The following is a 26,526-nucleotide window of genomic DNA, read 5'->3' as shown; positions in this document are numbered from 1 at the left end:
TCCTTCCCATATTGCGAGGTTTTTCCTATAACTGTTAATTAAGTTGAAGTATAGTCGCTACTTCATTTCTGTTTTCCTCTAATTCTTTAATGCTTTGTAAATTGGATAGCATTCCTTGGAAAATGATCTTTTGTGGTTCTTCCTTTTTTATTTCATTTAGTAGGACTTCAAGTGTTTCATAGAGATCCTGTTTTTGCATGCTTTCAATGCTTAGGCTGTCTACTTTTTCTTTCATTATGATTAGTTCATTAGCAACCTTTTCTTTTACATTTCTACTAAATACACTTTGAAAATACGGTTTTAGCATTGATTTTGTAAAAAGCGGACTTTTTTCTGTTTTTATCATCCCGAAAGCCATGTCATCAATTCGGCGGACTAGAAAACGTCCAATTTCTTCAAGATTAACGTCTACTCCCGTAAAAAACATAATCTTTAAATATGAATCTAATAAACCAGTAACTAATGTTGCACCATCAACAATAAAAGGCTGTATAGCATCTCCATAAACATCTAGTAATCTTCTTTCAAGCCAGTCAAACAGCTCGGACCTCATTTTCAAGATAAGACTTTCCAACTCTTCATGAACTTGAAAGTTTTCATGAAAATGCATAATAATAAATTCTTTTTGTTTAAGAAACTCTTCGTAAAAAACAGTGATTTCCTTCGCTAGCTTTTCTCTAGCATCCAAATCAGCTTGCTGCTCGATGTTATCAAGGTTTGTTTTCATTGTGCTATAGTAATATTCATAAATCGCGATAACAAATTCCTTTTTGGACTTAAAATGAAGATAAAACGCTCCTTTCGAAACACCGCATGCATCGGCGATCTCTTGAATAGAAGTATTATGAAAACCTTTTTTAGTAAAAAGCTTCATCCCCACTTGAATCATTTTTTGTGTTTTTTCATTCATTCAATCACCTCATTACTTTAAAAGCGGATATCACCTTTCTTATTTATTATTTATTCTATATAAAAGCATCCGATAATTACTGACCGGTCAGTCAGTACTTTTTAACTATAATCCATATGGACTAATTTTTCAATGAAGAAGTGGGCCTTTACGCATTTTTTACATACGATGGAATGGCATGAAAAGTTTCTTAATTATGAACAGAAAAAAGCAATAAATAAGACGCCTTTTCGAAACAAAAAGTTACTGTGTATTGCTAATGCACCAACAATTATTTCGAACAGAGCCAAGCACAAAATCCACGCCCCTAATAACCCTCGACAAATTACAATGAATTACTACAAATTAGAACAAATTACAACAAATTACAACAAAATACAACAAGTGCCTGTCACTTGTCGATTTTGGACAGGGTGCATTTCGTCAAATCCCGACAAGTGACAGGCACTTGTCGGTGTCAGATCGCTTGCCGGTACGCTTGGCCGTACGCTTGGCGGGTATGCTTGGCCGTGCACTTGACGGTACGCTTGGCCCTCTCGGAACATTTCTCAGAACACATTTCGGTACGCTTGGCGGAATACTTCTCGGACACTATTCGGGATACTTGCATTATATCCACACAAAACGTGAAATGGTTGTTCACTTTAAGGTATAATGGAAGGATGATTTGATTCCAGATGGTGGTGTCTACAAATGTTATTAAATGAAATTCCAAAAGAAAAAATAACTTATTGCATCGAAAAACTTAATACATTATTTAATCCAGCCTATGAAGAAGACATCGGATTAATTAAAAGGGCTATTTTCCTATATCGAAATGGCTTTGTTTTTAATGCCAAGGTTCAAGATGAAACGATTTCTGCCAATGTTTTAGATGAAGGTGAAACATTTGAAATTGAGTTAGAGCTAGACTTTATGGAAATCAGCTTTTGCAGCTGTGGTGAACCAGAAGATATGTTTTGCGTTCATAAATTAGCAGCGTTATTTTATGTATTTTCATTATTTGATAGCCCGGGGCAATTTTACGCAAATTGGAAAAAGGCAATAACCAAGCCATCAAAAAAAGATTCTTCAAAGAAGATGAAAGCAAGTACGACTGAGGATTTGCCTTATGAAATCAATTCCCTTTCAAGCTGGCTGCACTATTTTGACACTGTATATGATCAATTCATGAAGAAAAAGAAACAGCAAAATAGTTTTTATTTCGCTTACAACCGTGATGTTGAGTTAATTCGAAATATTTTTGAAGATTTTTATCCAATGATTTTAGACGTCCAAAAACCACCATCACAACTCGGAAACGATTTATTTCACATTCATGCTGCGCTTTATACCATTGAAAAATTATTTGAAACAGCGAAATCGATTCAATCTTCAACATATGTACACCAGCATCTCGGCACTTATGTACATCAAATAATCAAAGATATACTGGACATACTGTTGGACATTCATAATAATGATTTCACCGTTAACAGCGATGATGAAAAAATTCTATCTGCAACAGGCCAGCGCATGATGGACATATTATTAAACTCAAGAGACTTCCAGCATGATCGCTTTTATTTATTTCAAATTATTTGTTCCAATTTATTAAATCGCAAAAACTGGCTTGACGAATTAGAACAGAAGTTTACCTTGCAGTTTCAAAAAGAAGAACATCTGCGAAAACTTGGGAAGGTTCACTTCACATCAGAATGCAGACTTGCGTTAGCACAATTTGAATTTATGAGAGAAAACGACGGAAAAGCCATTAATATTTTAAATAGTGGAGACGCACGCGAGGTTTATTATTATTCAACCTGGGTTAAAGCGCTGGCCCAAAGCGAGCAATGGTCACGTTTTGAACAATGGCTTGAATTTGTGGAAGAGCGAATGGATCAATATATCCATCAATTTGGTGAGCAGCAGCTTAAGCGCGAGCTAACCGACTTCTATTTATATTTCATTGAAGAATACTCAGAAAAAAATAATAAACAAGTGGCCTATCTTCATACTTTACAAAAGTGGCTACCCTACAGCTATCACAAATTTAGTGAGTATTTACTTGAAAAACAAGAGTTTCGCAAATGGACAGAGCTCCAGCTATTTCTTGGCATTTCATTCGAAAATATTGATACCGAGCTTGTTAAAAGAATTGAAAAAGAGGATCGCGCTTGCATCCTTCCGCTTTTACACAATGCAATTGAAGACTTAATTAATGCAAAAAACCGCGATGCCTATCGGCAAGCGGCTAAATATTTACGTAAGCTTAGAACCCATTATCGTTCATTAAAAAACGAAACAACATGGGATCATTATATAGATTTTCTTGCAAAAAAATATAAAAGATTAAGAGCCTTTCAAGAGGAATTGCGAAAAGGGAAAGGAAAATTAATCAATGATTAAGCAAACCACTTATTTTATGACAATCGATTACCTTGAAAATGATCATTTTTTAATGTGTGCTGAAGCGAGCGACCAACGCGGAAGACGTGCACGTATCGAAGAATGGAAAAAACTTGTGTTTTCTTGGCATGCAGAAAGCTATTACGGAACAGCTTTAACTGAATTTAATCAAGGTGTGCTGTTAACACCTTGGGAAACCTTACATTTCTTTGCAAACCAAAATGATTCATCTTTGTTTACATTACAATGGTGTGAAAAAGGACAATGGTTAAAGCAACATGCGCCCACAATTTTTCACGACATTAGCTCAGGTCAATTCAAACCTGATTTTCAGCGTTGGCAAAACGGTGCATTTGGGTGGTCATTAATGAGGAATATGGATGACTTTCAAGAATACCCTCCAGCTTTCTCGCATGAATTTATTCAAAAGTGGATTTCCAATGCAATAGCAGAATGCATCACTGCAGATCCTACATTAAACGTGATTTGGTCAGAAATACTTGAACATTATCCGTTAATCGAGGTTGAAAACAATGAATCAAACGAATTGTTTAATGAAGAAATGTGGTTGGAAAGCATTGGCTGGCAGCAAGACCAAGCCCCCTTTACAGTTGAACTACGATTAAGTGAACCAGTATCGGAAGAAGAGCTTGATGTCGTTAATCCTTCTGAAACTATTGATAGCTGGAAGTTAGATATTATGCTGCGAGATAAGTTCGATGACAATATGATCATTCCGCTCGAAAACAGAGAATCACTCCTTCAAGTACCGCTTGAATGGCATGATAACCTTGATAAGGTTGATAAAAGCCTTGAGTGGTGGTGTCAAATTGTTCCTTGGTTAAAAAATGAGGATGAGGAGTTTGGTATTCTTCAGCATCTACGTGAAGATCAAGCATGGAACTTTTTAACGGATGGCAGTATCCAGCTTGCCGAAGCTGGCGTTCAAGTTCTACTGCCTTCTTGGTGGCAAGAAATCAAAGCTATGAACCCAAAGCTTAAAATTAAATTACGGTCATCGGTTGGTTCTGCACAGCAATCGATGTTAGGACTTTCATCAATTAGTGAATTTGATTGGAAACTCGCGACCGGTGACTCGGAGCTTAATGAAGATGACTTTTTTCAAATGGTCGAGGATAATCGTCGGTTAATAAAAGTAAATGGCCGTTGGATGAAGCTTGATCCTTCTTTTGTTAAACAAGTGAAAGAAATTATGCAGAAGGTCAAAAAAGATGGTTTATCTTTTCAAGATGTACTTGCACAAGAATGGCTCCAAGCTGCTGATAGCCACGATGCTGACGGCATCGATGAGCTTGATAATCCTTTTTCGCAAATTCAAGTTGAGCTTAGCAGTCATTTAGAAAAATTAGTATTCCAACTGCATAATCTTAATGCAATTCCTCAGGTCGAAATACCATCAAATCTGCACGGGGAATTGCGGCCATATCAAAAGCAAGGTGTAGAATGGCTGTTGTTTTTGCGTAAGTTTGGATTCGGAGCATGCTTGGCCGATGACATGGGACTAGGTAAAACGGTCCAAATGATTACTTACTTTTTATATGTAAAAAATCACGAAAAGCCAAGTACACCCGCTTTAATCATTTGTCCAACATCGGTGCTAAGCAATTGGCAAAAGGAGTTGGCGAAATTTTCTCCTTCGCTAAAGGTGCGACTACATTATGGCTCAAATCGAAAAAAAGGCGAAGATTTAGCGGAAGATGTTAAGGACGTAGATATTGTCTTAACTTCCTATGGACTTTCACAAATTGATGAAGAAGATTTAGGAAACATCCATTGGAGTACCATTTGTTTAGACGAAGCTCAAAATATAAAAAATGCGTTCACCAAGCAATCAAAAGCGATTCGCGGCTTGAACGGTATTCATAAAATTGCTTTAACGGGTACACCGATTGAAAATCGTTTAACAGAGCTATGGTCGATTTTTGACTTTATGAATAAAGGCTATTTAGGAAGTCTTAATAGTTTTACAAAACGATTTGTATCACCAATTGAAAAAAATAAAGATGAGAAGAAAGTAAAAATTGTCCAACAGCTTGTGAAACCGTTCCTGCTACGGCGTACGAAAAAAGATGAAAGTGTCAGCTTAAATCTGCCTGACAAGCAGGAGCAAAAAGAATATATTCCATTAACAGTTGAGCAAGCTTCCCTATATGAACAATTAATTCAAGATACATTTGAGCGCATAGAAAAGCTTTCAGGTATGGAGCGACGCGGACTGATATTATCCATGCTAACAAAGCTAAAACAAATTTGTAATCATCCAAGCTTGTATTTAAAAGATGATTTAATTAGTATTGATGAATCGGCCGTGCAGCGTTCACACAAAATGGAAAAATTGATGGAGCTTACTGAAAATATCATCGATCAGCAGGAAAGCTGTTTAATTTTCACTCAATATATCGGTATGGGTAAGCTTATTCAGAAATTACTTGGGGAACATTTCCGTGAGAAAGTTCATTTCCTTCAAGGCAGCTTAACCAAACAAGATCGTGATAAGATCATTGATTCCTTCCAAAACGGTGAGCAAAAGCTGTTGATTCTGTCATTAAAGGCCGGCGGAACAGGCTTGAATTTGACGGCTGCAAACCACGTTATTCATTATGACCGTTGGTGGAATCCTGCTGTTGAAAACCAAGCAACAGACCGCGCTTATCGCATCGGTCAAAAACGTTTTGTACACGTACACAAGTTAATTACAACCGGCACGTTGGAAGAAAAAATTGATGAAATGATTGATAAAAAGCAATCGTTGAGCGATGAAATTATTTCAGGTGAAAATTGGATTACAGAGCTATCAACAGATGAACTGCGAGATTTATTTACACTCCGTAATGATTGGAGCGAGTAAGCATGGAGAAGATAAAAAAGACTACGAAGAAATCCACTTCGTCTCCGACTAAGAAAGCTAACGTAAATGAGAAATACAGTGGCATGAGTGAGCTTTGGCAAGAGCTATATTTAGAAATGAAAAAAAAGTTGGAGAAGAAATAATTAGGATTATGTTTGTATGAACAGGTTGCAGGAGTGCAGCCTGTTTTTTATCTATACCGCATTTCGAAGGTAATGATTAACTCTCCCTTTATCCATTACACCTTGATATATGGTATTGTGAAAATAAACCTTTTATAAGAGAGGGCCGAACCCTCTCTTATTTTACGACTAAATAATAACCATTTAAGTACCTACCACCTCACTATTTTTGACAAGCTCGCCGCTAAATGTCTGATTATTGTTAGGAGTCTTTAAGCTAATAAAGCGGATATCATCGCATAAGACCTCTGTAACATAAACGCGGACACCCTCTTGATTTTCATAATGTCTCGACTGCAGTTTACCTGTAATTCCAACTAGTGATCCTTTAAGACAATAGTTTGCCGTACTTTCTGCATTCTTTCTCCAAATGTGGCAATTAACAAAATCTGCTTCATACTCGCCGTTACTATTTTTATAATTTCGATTTAATGCAAGGGTAAAATTTGTCACCGCTATTCCTTCAGATGTGTACCTCAATTCCGGATCTTTCGTAATTCGCCCTATTAAAGTTACTTGATTGAACATATCACTCACTCCTATTTGGATTTTAAAATACACCTTATTTAGCAGCATGATGTGTAATTTTTAAAATGTAAGGAATCAAATTAACAGGAAATGTGAAACTACCATCGGTGAGAGAGGTACCCTCTTCACTGATAGTTACTACTTAAAGGCTCTTGAACCAATCGGGATTTAAGTGCTGCTATCCTCCATTTACCTTACTCATTTCTACTAAAGTTCCTGAGGCGGAGTATTACAGTCGGTTAAACCTGGAAACATAGTCAAAGTTAAGTCACAAATTTAAAGTAAAACGGGGAGTGCTTTTCCTTACATCTTCCACTATCCAATATGCAGAATCGTGGGTATTGATTCTATTGAGAGGTTAAACATATTGATGGTTGATTCAGTCAAAGCACGGAGAGGATTACTAGTTGAAGACATCTAACTCTGACTTTTCTAGTTTCACAGGAATTGCGTTCTTTTTAGGCAAATAATATAATTTCCTGTTTCGTTCTTGTGTAACTTTTGCTACTTGAAGGGATAACACCTCAAGCTGTTTTTCCAACTTCTCATATTCCCTCCTTGAAATTGAGTTTTCTTTCAACTCTCTAATTTCATCAAACATGTAATCAAGGACAGAGATTGTTTCAATGACTAAAGCTTTCACTTTTCGCGGATCCATTTTGACCTATCCTTTCTTCAATACGATTCAACCCTAATTGTTGATATTTTACTAGTTTAATAACAACTCCTGGATGAAAAACGCAGCGATCTGAAAGTAAAAATAAGCCGTTTCGAACGATCACCTCTTCTTTATTTTGAGTAGGGTTTCGTTTATAATGCGCCTCCGAAAGGCACACGTAGACAACAACTAGCTCCGGTGGTTTTCGTGGACTTTTAATAACAAAAGTTACGTCATATTCTTCAACGATCATGTAACCTCTCCCCTTCACACTACTAAAATACTTTTTTCTAACTTTATATGCAAATCGGTAATTTTGAAAATTGATCGGAAAAGTGCCTTGGAATTTTTAATTTTGCCCTAGGGGAATTTTTAATTTTGGCCCTATGAGCCAGCCGCAAAATCAAACTTCAAATAAAATTTAACTTTTTTTAAGAGGTTTTTAGTTTTTCTAATTTTGAAATATAGATAGAAGGCTAGAACTCTATCCTTTTATACGAACCCGTTCAATATTCGGATATACTTCTAAATATTTATTTGTGCCCTACTATTTTTGCACAAAAAAAAGCCAGCAAATCGTTTCATAAACTTTTTTTGCTGGCTAGTCTATTTAATAAGTATTCGTTTTTTCAACAATATCTCTCAAATAGCGAAATACCTCATCCTTGATATCTTCCCGTTCTAAAGCAAAATCGAGCGTAGCTTTTATAAAGCCAAATTTATCGCCTAAATCATAACGCGTTCCTTGAAAGTGGTTGGCTAATACTGCTTGATGTTCGTTTAAGGCATTAATGGCGTCTGTGAGCTGGATTTCACCGCCAGCACCTGGCGATAGATGATCTAAAACGCCAAAAATTTCTGGTCTTAAAATGTAACGTCCCATAATTGCGTAATTAGACGGAGCCTGATCTAAAGCAGGTTTCTCTACCAAAGCACCGACATGGATAACGCCTTTTTCTAGTTCATTTCCTTTGGGCGCGATAATTCCATATTTTGAAACATCCTCAGCCGGAACAGGTTTCACACCGACAACAGATGAATGATATCGATTGAAAACATTCATTAACTGTTTCAAACAAGGCTCTTGTTCGTCAGTTGTTTTTACAATATCATCACCAAGCATGACAGCGAAAGGCTCATCTCCGATAAACTTACGTGCACACCAAATCGCATGCCCTAGACCTCTCGGCTCCTTTTGCCGGATATAATGAATATTGGCAATTTCCGCGATTTCTTGAACTTCCTGAAGCCGATGATATTCTTCCTTTTTTGCTAACGTTTCCTCTAGCTCATATGATTTATCAAAATGGTCTTCGATTGCCCGTTTACCACGACCAGTTACAATAATAATATCTTCAATTCCCGAAGCAGCCGCCTCTTCAACGATATATTGAATGGTAGGTTTATCAATAATCGGCAGCATTTCCTTTGGTTGCGCCTTTGTTGCAGGTAAAAAACGAGTACCTAAACCAGCCGCAGGTATAATAACCTTCCTAATTTGTTGCATAAAATTCCCCCAATTACTATACTTAGTATAATATTAAACAAATTTTTTCAAAATATGGTACGATCTCAAACATAATGGTAAAATTAATATATATTTCATGTTATAATAAAATTAAACACTTCCTCAACAACTAGGAGGTTTATCGTGAAAACATTTCGACTATGTTCTCTAACAATTTATGTTAAAACAGATGAAAAAACAACCGCGCATGAGATACCTTTGGAAGATGGTCTTATAATAAACAAAGAAGATCAAGGTGATCATTGGTTATTAGAAGGTTTATTAAGTAAAGATTATAAAGAATTCTTTGATGTGTTAAAAGAAAAAGCTGAACCTCTTCTGGTCGAGGCGGCAATTACCTCGAAGGATAATCGACCCGCATCATTTGTAGCAACCGTCCGCGAGACTAAAAGTATCGAAGACAGAATACAGTTATTGTTAGATGCGACAAGAATAATCCGGAAAGAAAATTTCTCTGATATTATCTTAAAAGATTTAATTGATAAAGGTATTACTGGCGAGGATTTAATGTCGGAATTCAAACGTATGAAAAAAGAACGAGGACCTGCATTTCAAATTATGATTGACCAAGAAATGAAGGAAATCAAGGCTAGACGTATTGAAAAGTAGTGAACTCCTACATCTTTTGTAGGAAATTAAATTCGTATTCCTTCCCTATGGAATAACATAGAGGCCCTCCAATTATAAAATTGTGAGGGCTATTTTCATTAGCAGTACACGACTTATGCGTCTATACTAGTAGGAGTTTGCATTTTAATTTTAATATCTCCATTTTTTATTTCTTTTTTACCGGAGCTGCAAACAAATCAGGACCATTGTCACTTTTGTCTTCATTAATCATAATCATGTAAGGCTTTCGATTAGCACCTTCCTGGTTTTCATAAACATAATGTCTTTTTTCAAATAAATATGGAACATAATATTTTCTTTTTTTAGTTATTCCCATCAACTTACGTCTCCCTTTATAAACCTCAATAAGGACTTAGCTATTTTGATCGCGTTTTCAATTTTGTTGATAGATTGATTCATAATTTCCATTTTATTTAACATAAACCTGTAAAGCTTTATACCGAAAAAACATACTGATCCGAAGTTTGAGCAAGGTCTCCTGACTGAAGAGTTCATTTCAATGTGTCCACAATAGAGTTGAGTATGAGAATAAAGGTATGTCTCCTAAGCTATTATGGCCATGGAGGATACTGTTAGTGAGCTTTCACTTATGTTGATGCATGCGATGACATTTTTGGATGGATTCACATCACAACATATATCATTACCTTGAAAAATCAGTTCTTTCAACTTTCCTATCGCATTCATGCTAACTCTATTTTAAAACCCCCGTTTCTTCTGAGTTTTCTACAATAATAAAGGCATCACCCCCTATTTTTTCTTCTACATTATACAAAGGAAAATATGGTTCACAAAATTCAATATTCACTAATATTTCATTTCTATTTGCCATTTTTAGAAGGAAATACGTAATATTTATCGTAATTTGAAAAGTGATATTACTATAAGAATTTCCTACGAAGAAGGTGCGTGGATGGTTGGTTGTTTTGATTTTTCACGAGTTGGGAAGGAAATAAAAAAGCTGCGCTTGTCACAAGGGCTAAGTCAGAAAGAGTTATTCCATGGAATACTATCGCAAAGTGGCCTTAGTAAAATTGAAAATGGTGATACGAACATGCAAGCTAAAACACTATTTTTAATAGCTGACAGATTAGGTAAGGACGTTAATTATTTCTATCAAATTGCTGCAACCGAACGATTGGAATACATTGATAATTTGATTACGCAAATGAATGCTGCTAGGAAAAACAAAGATTATAAAAAGCTTGCCAAATTGGTTAAAACAGCTAAAGCAACTACACTTTATCAAGCTACTGATCATTATCGTCAATATTTGCTTTGGAATGAAGCGTTAGCCATTTATTTTGTAGACCACTCCTATGAAAAGTCATTACAGCTATTGACCCAAGCCCTTCAAGTCACACATAAATCTGGTACAATTTACCATGAAAGGGAAATTCACATCCTGGCTAGTTTAGCCTGTATTAAATTGGATAGTGGTGAAAGGCAAGCAGCCTACGAAATATATCAACATTGTTTAAGCTCCATAAATAAATTAGGGATTCTTCATGATGTGCATCTTAAAACACAGCTCTTTCATAGCTTGGCATGTGCGAAACTTGAAGATCACAAGTACGAGGATTGCGTTTATTATTGTGAATTAGGAATACATTGGTGTGTGGAGCATGAAAGCTTATTTTTGCTAAAAGATTTCTATGCTTTGCTTTGTAAGGTCTATGAGCATTTAGGGGAAACAGCACTAGCGCAACAATTCCGGGATGGGTTTCGATTATTCATGAACTTGGGAAGTAATATATGAGTTATATTGGAAAGCCTTTTGGGGGGGATAACGGATTATATGTCCGTGTAGAAATTTTGTGAGATTTTTTGGATAAATAACGAATCAAATGTCCGCATAGAATTTTTTCCGGACATACAGTACCTTATTCTCACTTAAAACGTGGCTGCGCGAAGTTTCACGGACATTGAATGCCTTATTTAGTGGTTTTCAGCAAATAAAGACCTTGTTTGTATCGAATAGCGTACCAGATGTCCGGAAAACTCTATGAAACTGCTTTTTTGGGTTGAATAACGGCTTATTTGTCCGGATAGAATTTTTGCGGACATACAGTACCTTATTCTCGCTTAAAACGTGGCTGCGCAAAGTTTCACGGACATTGAATGCCTTATTTAGTCGTTTTCAGCAAATAAAGACCTTGTTTTTATGGAATAGCGTACCAGATGTCCGGAAAACTCTATGAAACTGCTTTTTTAGGTTAGATAACGGCTTATTTGTACGGATAGAATTTTTGCGGACATACAGTACCTTATTCTCACATAAAACGGGGCTGCGCGAAGTTTCACGGACATTGAATGCCTTATTTAGTGGTTTTTATTAAATAAAGACCTTGTTTTTATGGAATAGCGTACCATATGTCCGCTTATCTCTATGAAACTGCTTTTTTGGGTTAGATAACGGCTTATTTGTCCGCCTAGAAATTTTGCGGACATATGGTACCTTATTCTCACTTAAAACGGGGCTGCGCAAAGTTTCACGGACATTGAATACCTTATTTAGTGGTTTTTATTAAATAAAGACCTTGTTTTTATGGAATAGCGTACCATATGTCCGCTTAACTCTATGAAACTGCTTTTTTGGGTTAAATAACGGCTTATTCGTCCGCATAGAAATTTTGCGGACATATGGTACCATATTCTCACTTAAAACGGGGCTGCGCAAAGTTTCACGGACATTGAATGCCTTATTAGTGGTTTTTATTAAATAAAGACCTTGTTTTTATGGAATAGCGTACCATATGTCCGCTAAACTCTATGAAACTGCTTTTTTAGGTTAGATAACGGCTTATTTGTCCGGATAGAATTTTTGCGGACATACAGTACCTTATTCTCACTTAAAACGTGGCTGCGCGAAGTTTCACGGACATTGAATGCCTTATTTAGTGGTTTTTATTAAATAAAGACCTTGTTTATATCGAATAGCGTACCATATGTCCGGAAAACTCTATGAAACTGCTTTTTTGGGTTAGATAACGGCTTATTTGTCCGGATAGAATTTTTGCGGACATATGGTACCTTATTCTCACAAAATACGTGGCTGCGCAAAGTTTCACGGACATTGAATGCCTTATTTAGTGGTTTTCAGCAAAAAATGGCCTTGTTTATATCGAATAGCGTACCATATGTCCGCTTATCTCTATGAAACTGCTTTTTTGGGTTAGATAACGGCTTATTTGTCCGGATAGAATTTTTGCGGACATACGGTACCTTATTCTCGCTTAAAACGTGGCTGCGCGAAGTTTCACGGACATTGAATGCCTTATTTAGTGGTTTTTATTAAATAAAGACCTTGTTTTTATGGAATAGCGTACCATATGTCCGCTTAACTCTATGAAACTGCTTTTTTGGGTTGAATAACGGCTTATTTGTCCGCCTAGAAATTTTGCGGACATATGGTACCTTATTCTCACTTAAAACGGGGCTGCGCAAAGTTTCACGGACATTGAATACCTTATTTAGTGGTTTTTATTAAATAAAGACCTTGTTTTTATGGAATAGCGTACCATATGTCCGCTTAACTCTATGAAACTGCTTTTTTGGGTTAAATAACGGCTTATTCGTCCGCATAGAAATTTTGCGGACATATGGTACCATATTCTCACTTAAAACGGGGCTGCGCAAAGTTTCACGGACATTGAATGCCTTATTAGTGGTTTTTATTAAATAAAGACCTTGTTTTTATGGAATAGCGTACCATATGTCCGCTTAACTCTATGAAACTGCTTTTTTGGGTTAAATAACGGCTTATTCGTCCGCATAGAAATTTTGCGGACATATGGTACCATATTCTCACTTAAAACGGGGCTGCGCAAAGTTTCACGGACATTGAATGCCTTATTAGTGGTTTTTATTAAATAAAGACCTTGTTTTTATGGAATAGCGTACCATATGTCCGCTTAACTCTATGAAACAACCTTTTTGGGTTAAATAACGGCTTATTTGTCCGGATAGAATTTTTGCGGACATACAGTACCTTATTCTCGCAAATAACGTGGCTGCGCGATGTTTCACGGACATTGAATGCCTTATTTAGTGGCTTTTATTAAATAAAGACCTTGTTTTTATGGAATAGCGTACCATATGTCCGCTTAACTCTATGAAACTGCTTTATTGGGTTAAATAACGGCTTATTTGTCCGGATAGAATTTTTGCGGACATACAGTACCATATTCTCGCAAATAACGTGGCTGCGCGATGTTTCACGGACATTGAATGCCTTATTTAGTGGCTTTTATTAAATAAAGACCTTGTTTTTATGGAATAGCGTACCATATGTCCGCTTAACTCTATGAAACTGCTTTTTTGGGTTAAATAACGGCTTATTTGTCCGGATAGAATTTTTGCGGACATACAGTACCTTATTCTCACAAAACACCGGGTTTCACGGAGATTTCCAAACATACACTACCTCATACTCACATAAACCTGACATTGCCTAGATTTCCAAACATACACTACCTCATACTCACATAAACCTGACATTGCCTAGATTTCCAAACATACACTACCTCATACTCACATAAACGGGGTCTAGCGGAGACTTCCAAACGTACAATACCCTATACTTACAACAATTCAAATACAAACTAAAAAGAACTGACTTCCATTACCTGAATGAAGTCAGTTCTTTAACAAGCATTAATTAATAATCTCCGCAAATTCCCCTTTAGAGCCACTTGCGTAAATATAGCCTTCTTCATAATCTGGATGATCAGATTTGATTTTGTACCAAACGCCATCACTTCTTTTGATTTCATCTAAAACAACCATCGCAACACCGGCATATTTAAGATCATATTGCACTCTATCGTTTGTGCTTGGACCTGTCCTTACGTTTAACGATGGCACCTTGCTCATCGCTAACGTATAACGATTGTAATCATCGTTGCCTAAATAACGGTCAGCGCGATACATATAGCCTGCAATTTTTTGGCCCCAGAACGGGTCTGACGCGTAAAACATGTTCATGCCAGCGCCTTTATTGCCCAAAAATGAACCAAAATAGAAGGTGCGCTCACCTGGTATTAAATACTTATCTTTTACATAATTGGCAGCGTAAAAAATACTGTCTTCAAAGCTATCAAACTCCATTGCCGCGTTATATGCATCTGCATCTATTGCTTTTAAACCATATAAATTAAACTTATCAGTTGCAATTTTGCTATAGCCCCACGCACTTTCATGGATCGCATGCGCTAACAAGTATAGTGCGTTCACGCCTGTTTCTTCCTCAGCATCTTTAAATACATCCCCCAAGCCGATTAACGGTGACTCTGGATACTCTGATGCAACGAACTCATCTAGGTCCTCGCCACTATAAGATGTTTCGGACAATACGGGCATATAGTTAAAGTATTGATAAAATGTTCCGTCGCTAAAAGTACGGCCATCAAAGCTATAATCTTTATCGCCTTCATCCATAAACGATGGAGCTCGTCCAAAAATATAGCTTTCCATTCTACCATTTTGAGCAAGATAATGTCGTAAATGTCCGTTTACAACCTTATAATAAGCTCGATTAACCACTTGACTCTCTGGCACGAGCTTCACGTCTTCCTTTTTTACATAACCGGTCGCGCCTGCTAGCTCAACCTTGATCGAATTGCGATCTTCCTCAATATACTTCATTTCTGTTTCTACATTGACATATGTTCGTTGGCTTTTTAAATTATTTTCATAAATGTTTAACAGTTTCTTAGCAATAACAATAAGCGGCCCATCTAGGTTTGAGCTGTATTCTTCGTCGCGCTCATTGTTGCTATCATCGATTTCGTCTTTATTTGAATCGTTTTGTTTTGCTTCTTCTTCGGCCTTTTGACTAGCTTCTTCCTCGGCCTTTTCCTTCTCCTTTTGTGCAGCCGCCTCGCGTTCTTTTTTTACTTTTTCAAGAAGTTTGTACATATTCATGATAACCTTGGCTGTCTGACCACGCGTTACTCCTTCTTGAGGGCGAAACGATCCATCACCATAGCCATTCATTATTCCATATGTAAAAATCGGTTGAATGGCGTCCGCATACTTTATTTTTGCAGTATCTGTAAAATTCAAAGGCTGAAGATCAGCAGTTAAACCATTGTTATTCAACACGCGGCTCACCATTAGCGCCACTTCTTCACGTGTAAGCGTGCGGTTCGGTAAAAACTTCCCTTCACCAACGCCGTTAATTAAGCCAGCAGCGGCGGCATTATTAATTTCTTGTGCCAACCCATGGCCTTCAACGTCAACGAACGGCTTATTTTCTGTTTTAGGCAACTGCAGTGATCGGTTAAGAAAAGCAGCAAATTGCGCTCGTGTTACTTCTTGGTTAGGAAAAAAATGCCCTTGTCCATCGCCGTTCATAATCCCAAGTTTGTCCAATGTACGTATTTCTGTTTCAAAATAATGGCCTGTAATATCATCAACGGCCGCAGCTTGAACACTATTTGTAATCGTTAGCAGCAAAATAACCAGTATGAACATCCACTTTTTCATACATGACCTCCATTCACAATTAAGTTTAGTTCTATATAGTAGGCTAAAATATTAGTTCTTTTAAATAGAGTGGTCCAAACAAAAAACTATTAATTTATACTTTCCACAACGATCATGCCATTGCTTTGGGTATGAACTAATGCACGATATAAAAAGATGGCGAACTCACCTCTCGTCACACCTTTATTTGGTGAAAATGTAGTTTCGGTAACCCCTTTAGCAATACCAGACTGATAAACTTTTAAAATATCAGTTGAAAACGGTGAGCGCCCTATGTCAGAGAATGGCATCTTTCCTTCTTCTACTTGCAAATCAAATGCTCGTGCTAACAGTGCAGCCATTTCTTGTCTAGTTAGTATATCTCCCGTTCCAAAGCGATCTTTACTTTTACCGCTCATAATTCCAGCCTCTTTTACAGCAGCAACAGATGTGTAAAAATAATCATCTTCATCGACATCCGCAAATCCTGGGTTACTAACATTAGATGTATTTAAATTAAAAATTCGTGTAAACAGCGCCGCTGCTTGTTCTCTTGTTACATAATGGTAAGGTCCAAACTGCTCATTGCCAATACCTTTGATATAGCCTTCATTTGTTAACGCTGCAATAGAATTTGCAAAGAAAGCATCATCTTTTACATCGACAAAATCTGTTAAATTACCATTATTTTCATCTATTTTATCAGACGTTTCAAACTCTATAACATAGGCTTTTATTCCTGTTTGTACTTTTAATAGATATGCAGAATAATAGTCTAGCGTTTCACTTGGTCGTATTTCATATGTTGTCAACGATGTTGGCTTAACATCGATATCAATTTCTTGCCCACCTAGTTGATATAACGTTATTCTTTTTTCCAATTCACCTTCACGTAAGGGACTTTGTAAATCCAAAGTGAATACTGGGTTTCTAGCAAGGAACTGTGCAAATTTTTCATTTTCTATCTTTTCTATATTTTCATCTTGTAAAATAAGATCTCTGTGGGCAACTTGCAGCTCCACACCCAGTTCAGTTTCAACATCTGGCTGTATGCCTATTTCATTGATCGGATCACCGTTAGGCGTGTAAAATTGAGCAACTGTCATTTTAAATAAATTGCCGCTTTCTAACTCGTAAACAGATTGTGCGACCCCTTTACCAAAGGTTGTTTGCCCATAAAGCGTACCGGCACCGTGATCTTTTACAGCACCCGCTAAAATTTCTGCAGCGCTGGCACTTTCTTCATTAATTAGTAAAAATACAGGTTCTAATAACTGCGGAGATTGTTTCATCGCTGTATACGCAATCTTTTTTTGATCTTTCCCCTCAATAACTATAGTGGTGTCAACAGCAGGAAATAACCCCGCTACATCTTGAGCTGTATCTAAATATCCTCCACCATTAAAACGAAGATCAAAAATCCAACCTTCCACATCATCTAGAGTTGTAATCGCAGCTTTTAACTCATCAACTGATTCCTCATTAAAACTATGTAAGCCAAGATAACCTATATTCCCTGCCAGCTCTGCCGAATCAACAGTTGGTGCATATTCTGTTGTCGCTCGAATGATACTTTCATAGAAGGTTTCATTCGTACTTGGACGAAAGACTTTAAGTTTAACAGCTGTTCCTTCGTTTCCTAGAAGATACATTTGCGAATCTTCCAATGCTAGCCCTTCTAGGCTTGTACCATCTGCTTCAATAATGATGTCGTCTATTTGCAAGCTTGATGAAATCGCTGCCCCTTTTTCAAAAAGATAATCTACACGGACACCGCGTGGATTTTCTTCACCAATAATTCCAATTCCGACATAATTCATATCAATTGTATTTCTAAATTCATTAAATTCTTCTAACGTAAAAAACTCTGTATAAGGATCGAGCTCAGCAACAATCTCATCAATACTCGGCTTATTCAAAATCTCCTCACTGACCGGCAAATAATAGCCATCACGCAATAATTCGCGAACTTCATCCAAATCATCAGCTACTACCACACCGGAATTGAATGAAAATAGTATAAAAGTAGTTAATAAAAATAATAGCTTGTTCTGTTTAATCCAGGAACATTGCACAAAGTTCTCTCCCTTTTCACATTTTGCCAAATTAGTAGGTAATTCAACACATTACCATTTAATTCTACATACCCATCTTACCATTAAACGAAACGAAAAGATGTAACAACGGTTTTACAAATTGTGATTTTATTCGCGTTTCGACAGGTGCCAGGCACCTACCGAACCACAAGTTCGGCAAATTCAACAAATTCAACAAATTCAACAAAATCGACAAGTGACAGGCACTTGTCGGTCGAATTTACTTGTTAGTTAGTTTTATAATCCCATAACAGTTTCCATTCATCGCCTTCTTGGACAGCAAATACATCTTGATGGATCTCAAAGTTGCCGTATTTTCCGTTATACATTTGTGTGACCGGGATTTCATAGACAACATCAAATGGCGGTGAATCCTCTGTCATGCTCCAGTTTTTCTCTTTATTTGGAAAACCGATCGAATACCGAAACGTTACTACACCATAATCATTTCTAAGAATATTACTTCTTTCCTCAACGTATGTAGCATCTGGAAGGCGCTCTTTCATTTTCGAATGAAACAGCGCCCATGACGCTGCAAAGTTTCCATTTTGCTCATAATTATAAAATGCTTCAACAACCTCTTTTGCCTGCTGACTTGGAAATGGCTTAAAAAAAGCAATATAAAGGACTGACAAGCCAATCAGAGTTAAAATAAGCATCAATACAAATACAATTGGGCTTTTCTTATAGGACACAACATCACCTGCATAATTTTAATTTATATTACAAGCTATTCAGGAAATGGTGGTAAAATGAGTTGTGCATGTGTAAAACAAGATAAACTAAATAGATATTTTAGATATAGGCCGCGTTAAAGCTTATTGTTGATACAGCTGCTATGTTGATTGGAGTGGAAATCAACAGGGAAACTTTAATAGCGCTAAATATAAAGGAGTTCATTATGGTTAAATATTTGCTTATTTTAAGTCCTTATCTTTATATGGTACTAATTTGGATATTATCTAGCTTACCTAGCGACGCCATCATCGACACAAATTACTCTTTTGATAACCTATTCAAAGAATCGTTACATCTAATTGAATTCGGAATTTTATATTTGTTATGGGCGTTGTCACTAAAGCTTTCCGAAAAATTAACCTTGCGTTCCAACCTCGTTATCGCGATCCTATCGATCGCCTATGGCTTAATCGATGAAATACACCAAGCTTTCGTTCCTTATCGTTCTGCAACAGTGATCGACTTCGTAAAGGATACGATTGGAGTATTAGTTGCCTTTTATTTTGTTAGAAAAAAGATGAAAGGATAAGCAGTTCATCAGAGGGTTCAATTCATACAACCTTAGAACAAAAAAATGCGCTTGCCTTCAAGACAAGCGCATCACCTCTATTCCTCAATATAACCTTCAACCACTAAATACTCTAACACTTGATCGACAGACTGTTTCAATGTCTGTGTATCCGTTTCAACAATAATTTCAGGATTTCTCGGCACCTCATACGGAGCATCGATGCCAGTAAACCCTCTAATTTCGCCATTTCTAGCTTTTTTATATAAACCTTTTGGATCGCGTTTTTCGCACTCCTCAAGCGCACATTTTACATAAACTTCAATAAATTCACCTTCCTGCATGAGTGACCGAACCATTCTCCGGTCTGCTCGGTACGGTGAAATAAACGCTGTTAATGTCATGACACCCGCATCCACAAACAGCTTGGAAACCTCACCAATCCGGCGAATGTTTTCAGTTCGATCTTCATGAGAAAAGCCTAAATTATTATTTAAGCCGTGCCGAACATTATCGCCATCTAAAATATACGTACGAATTCCACGCCTGTGTAGCTCTTGTTCAACAGCTACCGATAGCGTTGATTTTCCAGCGCCTGAGAAACCAGTAAACCACAGCACAGCACTTTTATGGCCATTTAATTGCTGCCGCAGTTGTTTGGTAACTTTACCTTTATGCCAAACAATGTTTGTAGGTTTCACCCTCATACAACTCCTTGAAATCACTTTTAATATCATTGATAAGTACAGGATCAGATTCCAAATTTTATGGGCATAAGATTAAGAACTTGTTTTATATTTTTCTAAAACAAGCCCTTTACAAAAAAAACAAAATTCAAATCTCCCAGTACTAACTCAAACAAATCTCTATGATTAACGTTCTTTCATTCCTTTAATTAACACATCTGCGACTTCAGGACGTGAAAATTCAGCTGGTGGCCTTTCACCATTTCTAAGCATTTCACGAACCTTCGTACCGCTTAAATGTACATGATCTTCTTTACTATGCGGACATGTTTTCGCAGTTCCCATGTTGCCGCATTTTTTACAGAAGAAACTGTGTTCAAACTTTAAAATTTCAATGCCAATTTCATCTCGTGAAAACTGATCAAAAATCATTTGTGCATCATACGTGCCATAGTAATTGCCTACACCAGCATGATCGCGGCCAACAATGAAATGTGTACAACCGTAATTTTTACGAACCAATGCATGCAAAATCGCTTCACGCGGTCCCGCATATCGCATTGCAGCCGGATAAATGACTAAACGAGTGCGGTCACGCGGATAATAATTTTCTAAAATGACTTGGTAACTTTCCATACGAATTTCAGCTGAAATATCATCACTTTTCGTTTCCCCAACTAAAGGATTTAAAAGCAAGCCATCGACTATTTCCAAAGCACTTTTTTGGATATACTCATGTGCGCGATGCACAGGATTTCGAGTTTGAAAACCAACGATTCTTTTCCAACCTAGCTCAGAAAACATTTTTCTTGTTTCCGCAGGGTCCATATAAAAGGCCTCGAAAGGTGAATGTACAGGGCGATTCAACAATGTGATCGGACCTGCCAAATAGACATCGCCTTTTTCATTAATTTTTTTGACACCAGGATGAGCATGATCGGTCGTACCATACACATGTTCAGCTTCGAATTCTTTATCATAGCTGTATTTATCCTCAAGCTTAAGGACTCCATAAATCACACCATCTTCGCCTTTTAGAACTACATCCATGCCAATTTCTAAAGCATCAGCCTCAGCTGCTGTAACCGGCAACGTAATCGGAATACTCCATACCAAGCCGTTTGCTAATCGCATTTCAGTTAAAACACGGTGATAATCTTCCTTCCCCATAAAACCCGTAAGCGGACTAAATCCACCTATTGCAATTAATTCAAGATCTGACACGCTCCAACTTGAAATATTTAAAATTGGTAATGTTTGCACATGTTTCAGTAATTGCTCGCGATCTTGCCCCGTCAATTCACGGTTAATTAATACACCACCGTGCGGGGAATTACTCCAATCCTTGGAAACTATTTCTAAAGACATGATAAACCTCCATCACTTTTTCTTGAGTTTTAGAAAAACAAGTGAACCCTAACTTCGTTGTTTTTCTAACTTCTTGGACGATAATACTAATACAAAAGGTAATATTAATTTATGAAAAAGGCTGACAAAGTCAACTTGTCAGCCTTAAAAATATAATTAAACCGAGTTAAAATGTTTCGTAATGCAGAGCGAAATTTAAATGGAATAGTGGATTGAGAAGTAGATAGGAAGCGTACTTATTCGTACATGATGTGGAATTTGTTATTCCGTTAAAATTGATAAGTCTTATCAGGCATGATTTTATAAGCCGGTGTGGTGTATTTTAATAAGCCTTCTTACAAGCTTAAAAGTGATAATCCTACTTGGTGTCGACATTAGATAAATTAACCGGACATATATGCCGTTATTTAGACTCAAAGTATGGCTTTTAAAAATTTGCAGGACAAATAATACCTAATTTACGCGAATTCGGGAGTTTATTAGCTGTTTTTCGTTGAATAGCGAATTTATTGTCCGGAGAAGTGCACAAATAGCCCTTTTTTAGGTGAATAAAGAACTATATGTCCGCAAAAAATTTCGACATGATCGTTCACTAGATGTTCATGAGCGTATATGAGCCTATACCCGTTAGAAATGTTACTTGGACAATCTTCAAGCAGTTAAAAAGCAAAAATAAGATATATCAGTTTGTCTTCAATAACTGACATCGACATAAAATTCAACACCGTAAAACGCTGTCAGTAATTGTATTTTCCAGGAAATAATTGCTGCGAAAATCGACACAAAAGATGAAGAAAGGGACGAATTCACAATGAATTCGTCCCTTTTATTTTATAGGTCGGTCTGCCGCTTTTGGATTGTATAACATCTATTTATCGATTTTCCCCTATGGATTTGTTTGGCATTGCTATCAAGGAAAACAATAACTCTTTTGTTAATGGATAATGGATCTATCAACACTTCCCTTGACGCCCGGCAGCCAACCTTTCTCTATACTCTATGGTTTTGCTCTACTACTTCTTTCTTCGTTTATGCGAACATCAATGCCGGTAATAATATTATCATTGTCATCAGAAATAGCTGCTTTTTGTTTTACATATTCACCGACAAGATTTGATGCTTTATTACCATTCAATTTAACAATAAAAGCAATTTTATCGTCATTTTCAACGAAGGCAGATTCAATTTCATAGTCTTTGCCATCGCCGATTACAAATGAAAGGCGTGTAAGTGTATCTTTATCAATATCATCAGTTAACTCAATGCTGACAATGGCTCTGGAAGAATCATTGCTAACCGGTTGGACATACACTTGCTCTGTATCTCTATATGTCTTAATTTTCGGAGCAATTCCATCTTCAACTCGTAAGTTACTAATCTCAATTTTTTGACCATAGCGATTTTCGGTTGTAACATCGTTTTCATCTTCTGTCGCAATATAAACATAGTGGTTATCATAGCGTGCATCGCTGTCCAAATCATCATCGAGCTTAAACGTTACAATAGACTTTCCATTGGTTGTTTTAACAGATACATCCGCATCAAGATCCTCGTTTGAATCAAACTTACTATCATTATCTCGATCATAAAAAATCACAAAATCATCGTCGTCAAAATTTACGATTTCATCATCAAATTTCAGCTCGACTGTTTCAGTATTGATCGCCTTGGCTGTTACCTGAGTCTTATCAAACTCACTTTGAACAGCTAGCTTCACTTTATTTACAATACTGTCAGTTCTATTACCTGCATGATCGGCGACACGTCCCACAACAAGCTCAAGCTCATCTAAATCTTCATAATCGATTGCATCGACTAAGTTATCATAGAAATCGTCCCATTTATCAGCTAGCTCACCAGTTTTTTCTAAAGTGATCTCAACTCTTTGTGCATTCTGATATGTTTTTAAATGAACACTTAATCCATTAACTTGTTTCAAATCCTCAATTAATACCGTTTGGCCATTGACAGTTAGCTGGTATTTATCTAAATGATTGACCGCATAGCTGCCTGACTCCGCCATATTTTTTCCAAAATCGATCACCATAAGGACTTCATCTTCATCATCATTTAAAACAAACTTTGCCTTGAAATCACCCGGTGGTTTTTCACTACTAGCGTTAAAGCTATATTCATATTCGCTAGATTTATTACCAACTAAATCTTCAATTCCATCTACTTCGATTGTAAAACGTTGACTTGGAACTTCACCATAGTACTTGTCAATCGTAAATGTTGCAACCTTATCATTGCTCTCGCTGTTTTCAAATTTAATGTCGCGAATTTTAATGGTATTGCCTTGTCCATCAAGCAATTGATAACGATCAATATCATCAGCAGTATCCTTTTTAACTGACTCTGAAAAAGTTACTTTCATCTTAATATTACTGCTGCTAGCCACCGTGCCATCGATAAATTCGGCACTCGTAATGGAAGGCGCTGTAGTATCATTTGCAATTTGAATCGCCTTTATCATTTTGGTATTTTTATTGCCCCAAAGATCTTCGATTGCCCCACTATCAACAATGATATCTGTTGATTTTGTAATAATGTCATCTGAATCAAAATTCAACACAAGCTCATTTCCATTTTCAACCTTCGCACTGCTTGGATAATTTGCGCTTGAAGTATGATAAATATAACCACGATAACGTAGCTTGATTTGCTTATCAAACACTAGTGTTACTTGGTTCGGTGAAATATTTTTCACCTCTAGCAGCTTAGGTACAGTAGTTTCATATTTTAAATTAAAATCAAAAGAATCTGTTTCTAAATTATTTCCGGCATAATCTTTAAATAAATCGGGATCTTGGAGTTCAAGCTCATGCTCACCTTCACCAAGTTTCGATTCAAGCTCAACATGTAGCGCTTGGCCATGCTGCTGAACAGTCATGTTATCAATGGTATATTTATAGCCATCAATTTCGAAAGATTTTAACAGATTACTATTTGTAACCTCTTTGCCATTATTCACACCAAAATTAAGCGGTTCAGAAAATGTCATAAGAAAAGAATACGGGCTAGTTGGTGTTACACTGATTAACTCAGGCTGACCGCTATCACTAAAATTCAAGCTAAAGTCTTCCTCAGTCCCAGTAATAGACTTGTCAACAATCAGCTCAGCTCGATTTTTTAATGCTTTTTCTAAAGTTAAAATCATTTCTTTTCCGTTAACTTGAACATCGACAACTTTCACTACATTTCCATTTTCATCGATTACTTTGTAAAGAGATGTATTATTTACTTGCTGCTTTGTGTAGTTTGTGTGATTCGCCGTGATCTTAACTTGTTTTAAATTGATGCTGTCTGCATCTTCAAGATCGAATGGAACGGTAACAGGCGGAGTTGTTGGTGTTGCCGCCGGAGCTGTCATTGAGCGTTTCATGAACGACGCAAATTGTCCACGTGTAACGGCATCTTTAGGCCCATATGTGCCATCGGTATTTCCGTTAACAATATCATTTTGATAAAGTATTTTTACATTTGCTAAGTGTGAGCTACCAATTTGATTTGAATCTGAAAATGGAATACTTTCACTATTAATTTCTTTAAAATTGAAGGCACCAACAAGCCAGCTTGCCATAACTTCGCGGGTAAGTGGATCTGTTGGACGAAATTGACCAGATTCATTTGAAATGCCAGCGTTTATAAATGCGGCTAATGCTCCTGCACTCCACTTTGCTCCATTAATATCACTATAGTTTTCTAAAATACTACCAGCATTAGCTGGAACGTCTAGATTTAAGGCACGCACAAACATGGACGCTGCCTCTTCACGCGTTAACGCCACATTCGGGCGATATGTACCATCTTCATAACCATTAATGATGCCTTCTTGCACTAGCCACTGAACATCATCATAATAATAAGCCTGACTGCTTAAATCACTGAAGCTAACATTTTCTGCTTGGGTTACGGCTGCCGGTATCACAACTGTTGTTGCAAGCGCTGCCGCAACTGTACTAGATAAAAGTTTGCGAGATTTCATTATATAAACCTCCAAAAATAGTTTTTAAGATATAGAATGAAAGATTAAATTACATCTAGTCGTGCCTGCCCCTGCGGTTCATCTGAGCTAGACCGACGGAATACACCTAGATAAGAATATGTCGAAAATCTTCTCCAAAAGTTACAACAAAATGCAAGTTTTTCCACCATAAGCTTACAATATTTTCAATGGTCGGCGCAAGTGTTAGCCTTTTCTCATGATGACAGGTGCCTGTCACTTGTCGAATTGAACTCCTAATTTAATAGACATAAAAAATATAAGGGGAATGAACTATTCATCTGTTTACATGGATTTAGGTAATATGAGATTGCGAGGGGAAATATTGAGGATATCATTACAAGCCCTCTACTTTACCGGACATATGATGCGCTAAACCTATAAAAACCAGCAAATAAAATACAAAAGCGGACATCAGGTACCCTATTTGCTTATCATTCGCTTATTGCATTAAGCAAACTTGCAAATAGAGGACTAAATGGCCGCATCGCTCATTAAATATTCAGTTTTAGACTAAATAGGAAACCATCTGTCCGCAAAAGTTCCTAACGAGACACCTAGCGTTAAAACTATCTTCGACAAGTCGACAAGTGACAGGCACTTGTCAACTTTATATGAAATGATATACAGAAGTACCGCCGAATTGCATTCTCTACTTCTCTATCATTCTCCACTTGCCTCGATTAATTCCTTAAATTTAACATCCCATTTATCACGCCATTTATTTCGACGCTCCATTCGACTTCCTTTGTATAAATGCTTATATTTCTTCCAATGAACTTTCCATTGCGACCTTCTTTCTGACCTCATATTTCAAAATCCCCCTTAATTTTTTTATGTATTTTAAGTATTCGTAGATATGCTTGTCGATTCCTTTAGCTACTTTTGTCGGTTAGTAGGTTTCATTTTACAAAATTCGATGGGTGGTAGTTTTACCTCGAAGTATCGACAAATTCGACAAGT

General features: G+C 36.8%; 20 protein-coding genes. 7 read left to right on the top strand and 13 right to left on the bottom strand.

Annotated elements, in window-relative coordinates; translation table 11 throughout:
- Positions 1–34: 34 nt before the first annotated feature.
- The gene (locus C1724_RS00645; protein WP_102344834.1) at positions 35–910 is read right to left on the bottom strand and encodes a TetR/AcrR family transcriptional regulator; all 876 of its coding nucleotides are present in this window, start codon (positions 908–910) and stop codon (positions 35–37) included.
- Between the two features lie 466 nt (positions 911–1,376).
- Between C1724_RS00645 and C1724_RS25270 the strand changes: the two genes are divergently transcribed.
- From C1724_RS25270 to C1724_RS25360, 4 genes are read left to right on the top strand one after another with little or no spacing between them, the layout of a single operon-like run.
- Positions 1,377–1,565: a hypothetical protein gene (locus tag C1724_RS25270; protein ID WP_180994076.1), complete on the top strand. Its 189-nt coding sequence runs from the start codon at positions 1,377–1,379 to the stop codon at positions 1,563–1,565.
- Positions 1,566–1,603: 38 nt separating this feature from the next.
- Positions 1,604–3,298 (top strand): hypothetical protein, encoded by a 1,695-nt coding sequence (locus C1724_RS00635; protein WP_102344832.1) that lies wholly within the window; start codon positions 1,604–1,606, stop codon positions 3,296–3,298.
- Positions 3,291–6,167, top strand: coding sequence for a DEAD/DEAH box helicase (locus C1724_RS00630; protein ID WP_102344831.1), 2,877 nt, complete (start codon positions 3,291–3,293; stop codon positions 6,165–6,167). Before C1724_RS00635 ends, C1724_RS00630 begins: the two co-directional genes overlap by 8 nt.
- A 2-nt stretch (positions 6,168–6,169) precedes the next feature.
- The gene (locus C1724_RS25360; protein WP_180994075.1) at positions 6,170–6,310 is read left to right on the top strand and encodes a hypothetical protein; all 141 of its coding nucleotides are present in this window, start codon (positions 6,170–6,172) and stop codon (positions 6,308–6,310) included.
- Between the two features lie 183 nt (positions 6,311–6,493).
- On the opposite strand, the gene ssb is transcribed toward C1724_RS25360, so the two are convergent.
- The 4 genes from ssb to galU all read right to left on the bottom strand — a co-directional run bounded on the left by ssb (position 6,494) and on the right by galU (position 9,042).
- A complete protein-coding gene (ssb, locus tag C1724_RS00625) occupies positions 6,494–6,877 on the bottom strand; it encodes a single-stranded DNA-binding protein (RefSeq protein ID WP_102344830.1) in 384 nt (127 codons plus the stop codon).
- Between the two features lie 403 nt (positions 6,878–7,280).
- Positions 7,281–7,535 carry a hypothetical protein gene (locus tag C1724_RS00620; protein WP_102344829.1) on the bottom strand — a complete coding sequence of 85 codons (255 nt, stop codon included), beginning with the start codon at positions 7,533–7,535 and terminating at the stop codon, positions 7,281–7,283.
- On the bottom strand, positions 7,501–7,788 hold the full coding sequence (locus C1724_RS00615; protein WP_102344828.1) for a hypothetical protein: 288 nt from the start codon (positions 7,786–7,788) through the stop codon (positions 7,501–7,503). Before C1724_RS00615 ends, C1724_RS00620 begins: the two co-directional genes overlap by 35 nt.
- A gap of 357 nt (positions 7,789–8,145) precedes the next feature.
- Positions 8,146–9,042 carry a UTP--glucose-1-phosphate uridylyltransferase GalU gene (gene galU, locus C1724_RS00610; RefSeq protein ID WP_102344827.1) on the bottom strand — a complete coding sequence of 299 codons (897 nt, stop codon included), beginning with the start codon at positions 9,040–9,042 and terminating at the stop codon, positions 8,146–8,148.
- A gap of 144 nt (positions 9,043–9,186) precedes the next feature.
- Between galU and C1724_RS00605 the strand changes: the two genes are divergently transcribed.
- Positions 9,187–9,672, top strand: a complete 486-nt coding sequence (locus C1724_RS00605) for a YwpF family protein (protein ID WP_102344826.1) — start codon at positions 9,187–9,189, stop codon at positions 9,670–9,672.
- A 166-nt stretch (positions 9,673–9,838) separates the two neighbouring features.
- On the opposite strand, the gene C1724_RS25355 is transcribed toward C1724_RS00605, so the two are convergent.
- Positions 9,839–10,009: a hypothetical protein gene (locus C1724_RS25355; RefSeq protein WP_180994074.1), complete on the bottom strand. Its 171-nt coding sequence runs from the start codon at positions 10,007–10,009 to the stop codon at positions 9,839–9,841.
- A gap of 597 nt (positions 10,010–10,606) precedes the next feature.
- Here C1724_RS25355 and C1724_RS00600 point away from each other — a divergent pair.
- Complete coding sequence (locus tag C1724_RS00600) at positions 10,607–11,452, top strand: helix-turn-helix domain-containing protein (RefSeq protein WP_102344825.1); 846 nt, start codon at positions 10,607–10,609, stop codon at positions 11,450–11,452.
- Positions 11,453–14,349: 2,897 nt separating this feature from the next.
- Here C1724_RS00600 and C1724_RS00595 read toward each other — a convergent pair.
- The 3 genes from C1724_RS00595 to C1724_RS00585 form a co-directional block, all read right to left on the bottom strand.
- Positions 14,350–16,182 carry an S-layer homology domain-containing protein gene (locus tag C1724_RS00595; protein ID WP_102344824.1) on the bottom strand — a complete coding sequence of 611 codons (1,833 nt, stop codon included), beginning with the start codon at positions 16,180–16,182 and terminating at the stop codon, positions 14,350–14,352.
- Positions 16,183–16,271: 89 nt separating this feature from the next.
- Complete coding sequence (locus C1724_RS00590) at positions 16,272–18,236, bottom strand: S41 family peptidase (RefSeq protein WP_180994073.1); 1,965 nt, start codon at positions 18,234–18,236, stop codon at positions 16,272–16,274.
- A 248-nt stretch (positions 18,237–18,484) separates the two neighbouring features.
- Positions 18,485–18,952: a hypothetical protein gene (locus C1724_RS00585; protein WP_258000245.1), complete on the bottom strand. Its 468-nt coding sequence runs from the start codon at positions 18,950–18,952 to the stop codon at positions 18,485–18,487.
- A 206-nt stretch (positions 18,953–19,158) separates the two neighbouring features.
- Here C1724_RS00585 and C1724_RS00580 point away from each other — a divergent pair, with 206 nt between their 5' ends.
- Positions 19,159–19,524, top strand: a complete 366-nt coding sequence (locus tag C1724_RS00580) for a VanZ family protein (RefSeq protein WP_102344822.1) — start codon at positions 19,159–19,161, stop codon at positions 19,522–19,524.
- A 77-nt stretch (positions 19,525–19,601) separates the two neighbouring features.
- Here C1724_RS00580 and cysC read toward each other — a convergent pair whose 3' ends face one another.
- The 4 genes from cysC to C1724_RS25350 all read right to left on the bottom strand — a co-directional run bounded on the left by cysC (position 19,602) and on the right by C1724_RS25350 (position 26,373).
- On the bottom strand, positions 19,602–20,210 hold the full coding sequence (gene cysC / locus C1724_RS00575; RefSeq protein WP_102344821.1) for an adenylyl-sulfate kinase: 609 nt from the start codon (positions 20,208–20,210) through the stop codon (positions 19,602–19,604).
- Between the two features lie 165 nt (positions 20,211–20,375).
- On the bottom strand, positions 20,376–21,557 hold the full coding sequence (gene sat, locus C1724_RS00570) for a sulfate adenylyltransferase (RefSeq protein ID WP_102344820.1): 1,182 nt from the start codon (positions 21,555–21,557) through the stop codon (positions 20,376–20,378).
- Between the two features lie 997 nt (positions 21,558–22,554).
- Positions 22,555–25,545 carry an S-layer homology domain-containing protein gene (locus C1724_RS00565; protein WP_102344819.1) on the bottom strand — a complete coding sequence of 997 codons (2,991 nt, stop codon included), beginning with the start codon at positions 25,543–25,545 and terminating at the stop codon, positions 22,555–22,557.
- 681 nt (positions 25,546–26,226) lie between these two features.
- The gene (locus C1724_RS25350; protein ID WP_180994072.1) at positions 26,227–26,373 is read right to left on the bottom strand and encodes a hypothetical protein; all 147 of its coding nucleotides are present in this window, start codon (positions 26,371–26,373) and stop codon (positions 26,227–26,229) included.
- Positions 26,374–26,526 lie beyond the last annotated feature (153 nt).

Source organism: Bacillus sp. Marseille-P3661 (assembly GCF_900240995.1).
Classification (GTDB): Bacteria; Bacillota; Bacilli; order Bacillales; family Bacillaceae_J; genus OESV01.
This window is presented reverse-complemented; position numbering and strand designations above follow the sequence as displayed.

Bases quoted from the DNA above. Each gene is read 5' to 3' on its own strand.
- C1724_RS00645 (WP_102344834.1), bottom strand. From the start codon at position 910: ATGAATGAAAAAACACAAAAAATGATTCAAGTGGGGATGAAGCTTTTT.
- C1724_RS00635 (WP_102344832.1), top strand. From the start codon at position 1,604: ATGTTATTAAATGAAATTCCAAAAGAAAAAATAACTTATTGCATCGAA.
- C1724_RS00630 (WP_102344831.1), top strand. From the start codon at position 3,291: ATGATTAAGCAAACCACTTATTTTATGACAATCGATTACCTTGAAAAT.
- C1724_RS25360 (WP_180994075.1), top strand. From the start codon at position 6,170: ATGGAGAAGATAAAAAAGACTACGAAGAAATCCACTTCGTCTCCGACT.
- ssb (WP_102344830.1), bottom strand. From the start codon at position 6,877: ATGTTCAATCAAGTAACTTTAATAGGGCGAATTACGAAAGATCCGGAA.
- C1724_RS00620 (WP_102344829.1), bottom strand. From the start codon at position 7,535: ATGGATCCGCGAAAAGTGAAAGCTTTAGTCATTGAAACAATCTCTGTC.
- C1724_RS00615 (WP_102344828.1), bottom strand. From the start codon at position 7,788: ATGATCGTTGAAGAATATGACGTAACTTTTGTTATTAAAAGTCCACGA.
- galU (WP_102344827.1), bottom strand. From the start codon at position 9,042: ATGCAACAAATTAGGAAGGTTATTATACCTGCGGCTGGTTTAGGTACT.
- C1724_RS25355 (WP_180994074.1), bottom strand. From the start codon at position 10,009: ATGGGAATAACTAAAAAAAGAAAATATTATGTTCCATATTTATTTGAA.
- C1724_RS00600 (WP_102344825.1), top strand. From the start codon at position 10,607: ATGGTTGGTTGTTTTGATTTTTCACGAGTTGGGAAGGAAATAAAAAAG.
- C1724_RS00595 (WP_102344824.1), bottom strand. From the start codon at position 16,182: ATGAAAAAGTGGATGTTCATACTGGTTATTTTGCTGCTAACGATTACA.
- C1724_RS00580 (WP_102344822.1), top strand. From the start codon at position 19,159: ATGGTTAAATATTTGCTTATTTTAAGTCCTTATCTTTATATGGTACTA.
- cysC (WP_102344821.1), bottom strand. From the start codon at position 20,210: ATGAGGGTGAAACCTACAAACATTGTTTGGCATAAAGGTAAAGTTACC.
- sat (WP_102344820.1), bottom strand. From the start codon at position 21,557: ATGTCTTTAGAAATAGTTTCCAAGGATTGGAGTAATTCCCCGCACGGT.
- C1724_RS00565 (WP_102344819.1), bottom strand. From the start codon at position 25,545: ATGAAATCTCGCAAACTTTTATCTAGTACAGTTGCGGCAGCGCTTGCA.
- C1724_RS25350 (WP_180994072.1), bottom strand. From the start codon at position 26,373: ATGAGGTCAGAAAGAAGGTCGCAATGGAAAGTTCATTGGAAGAAATAT.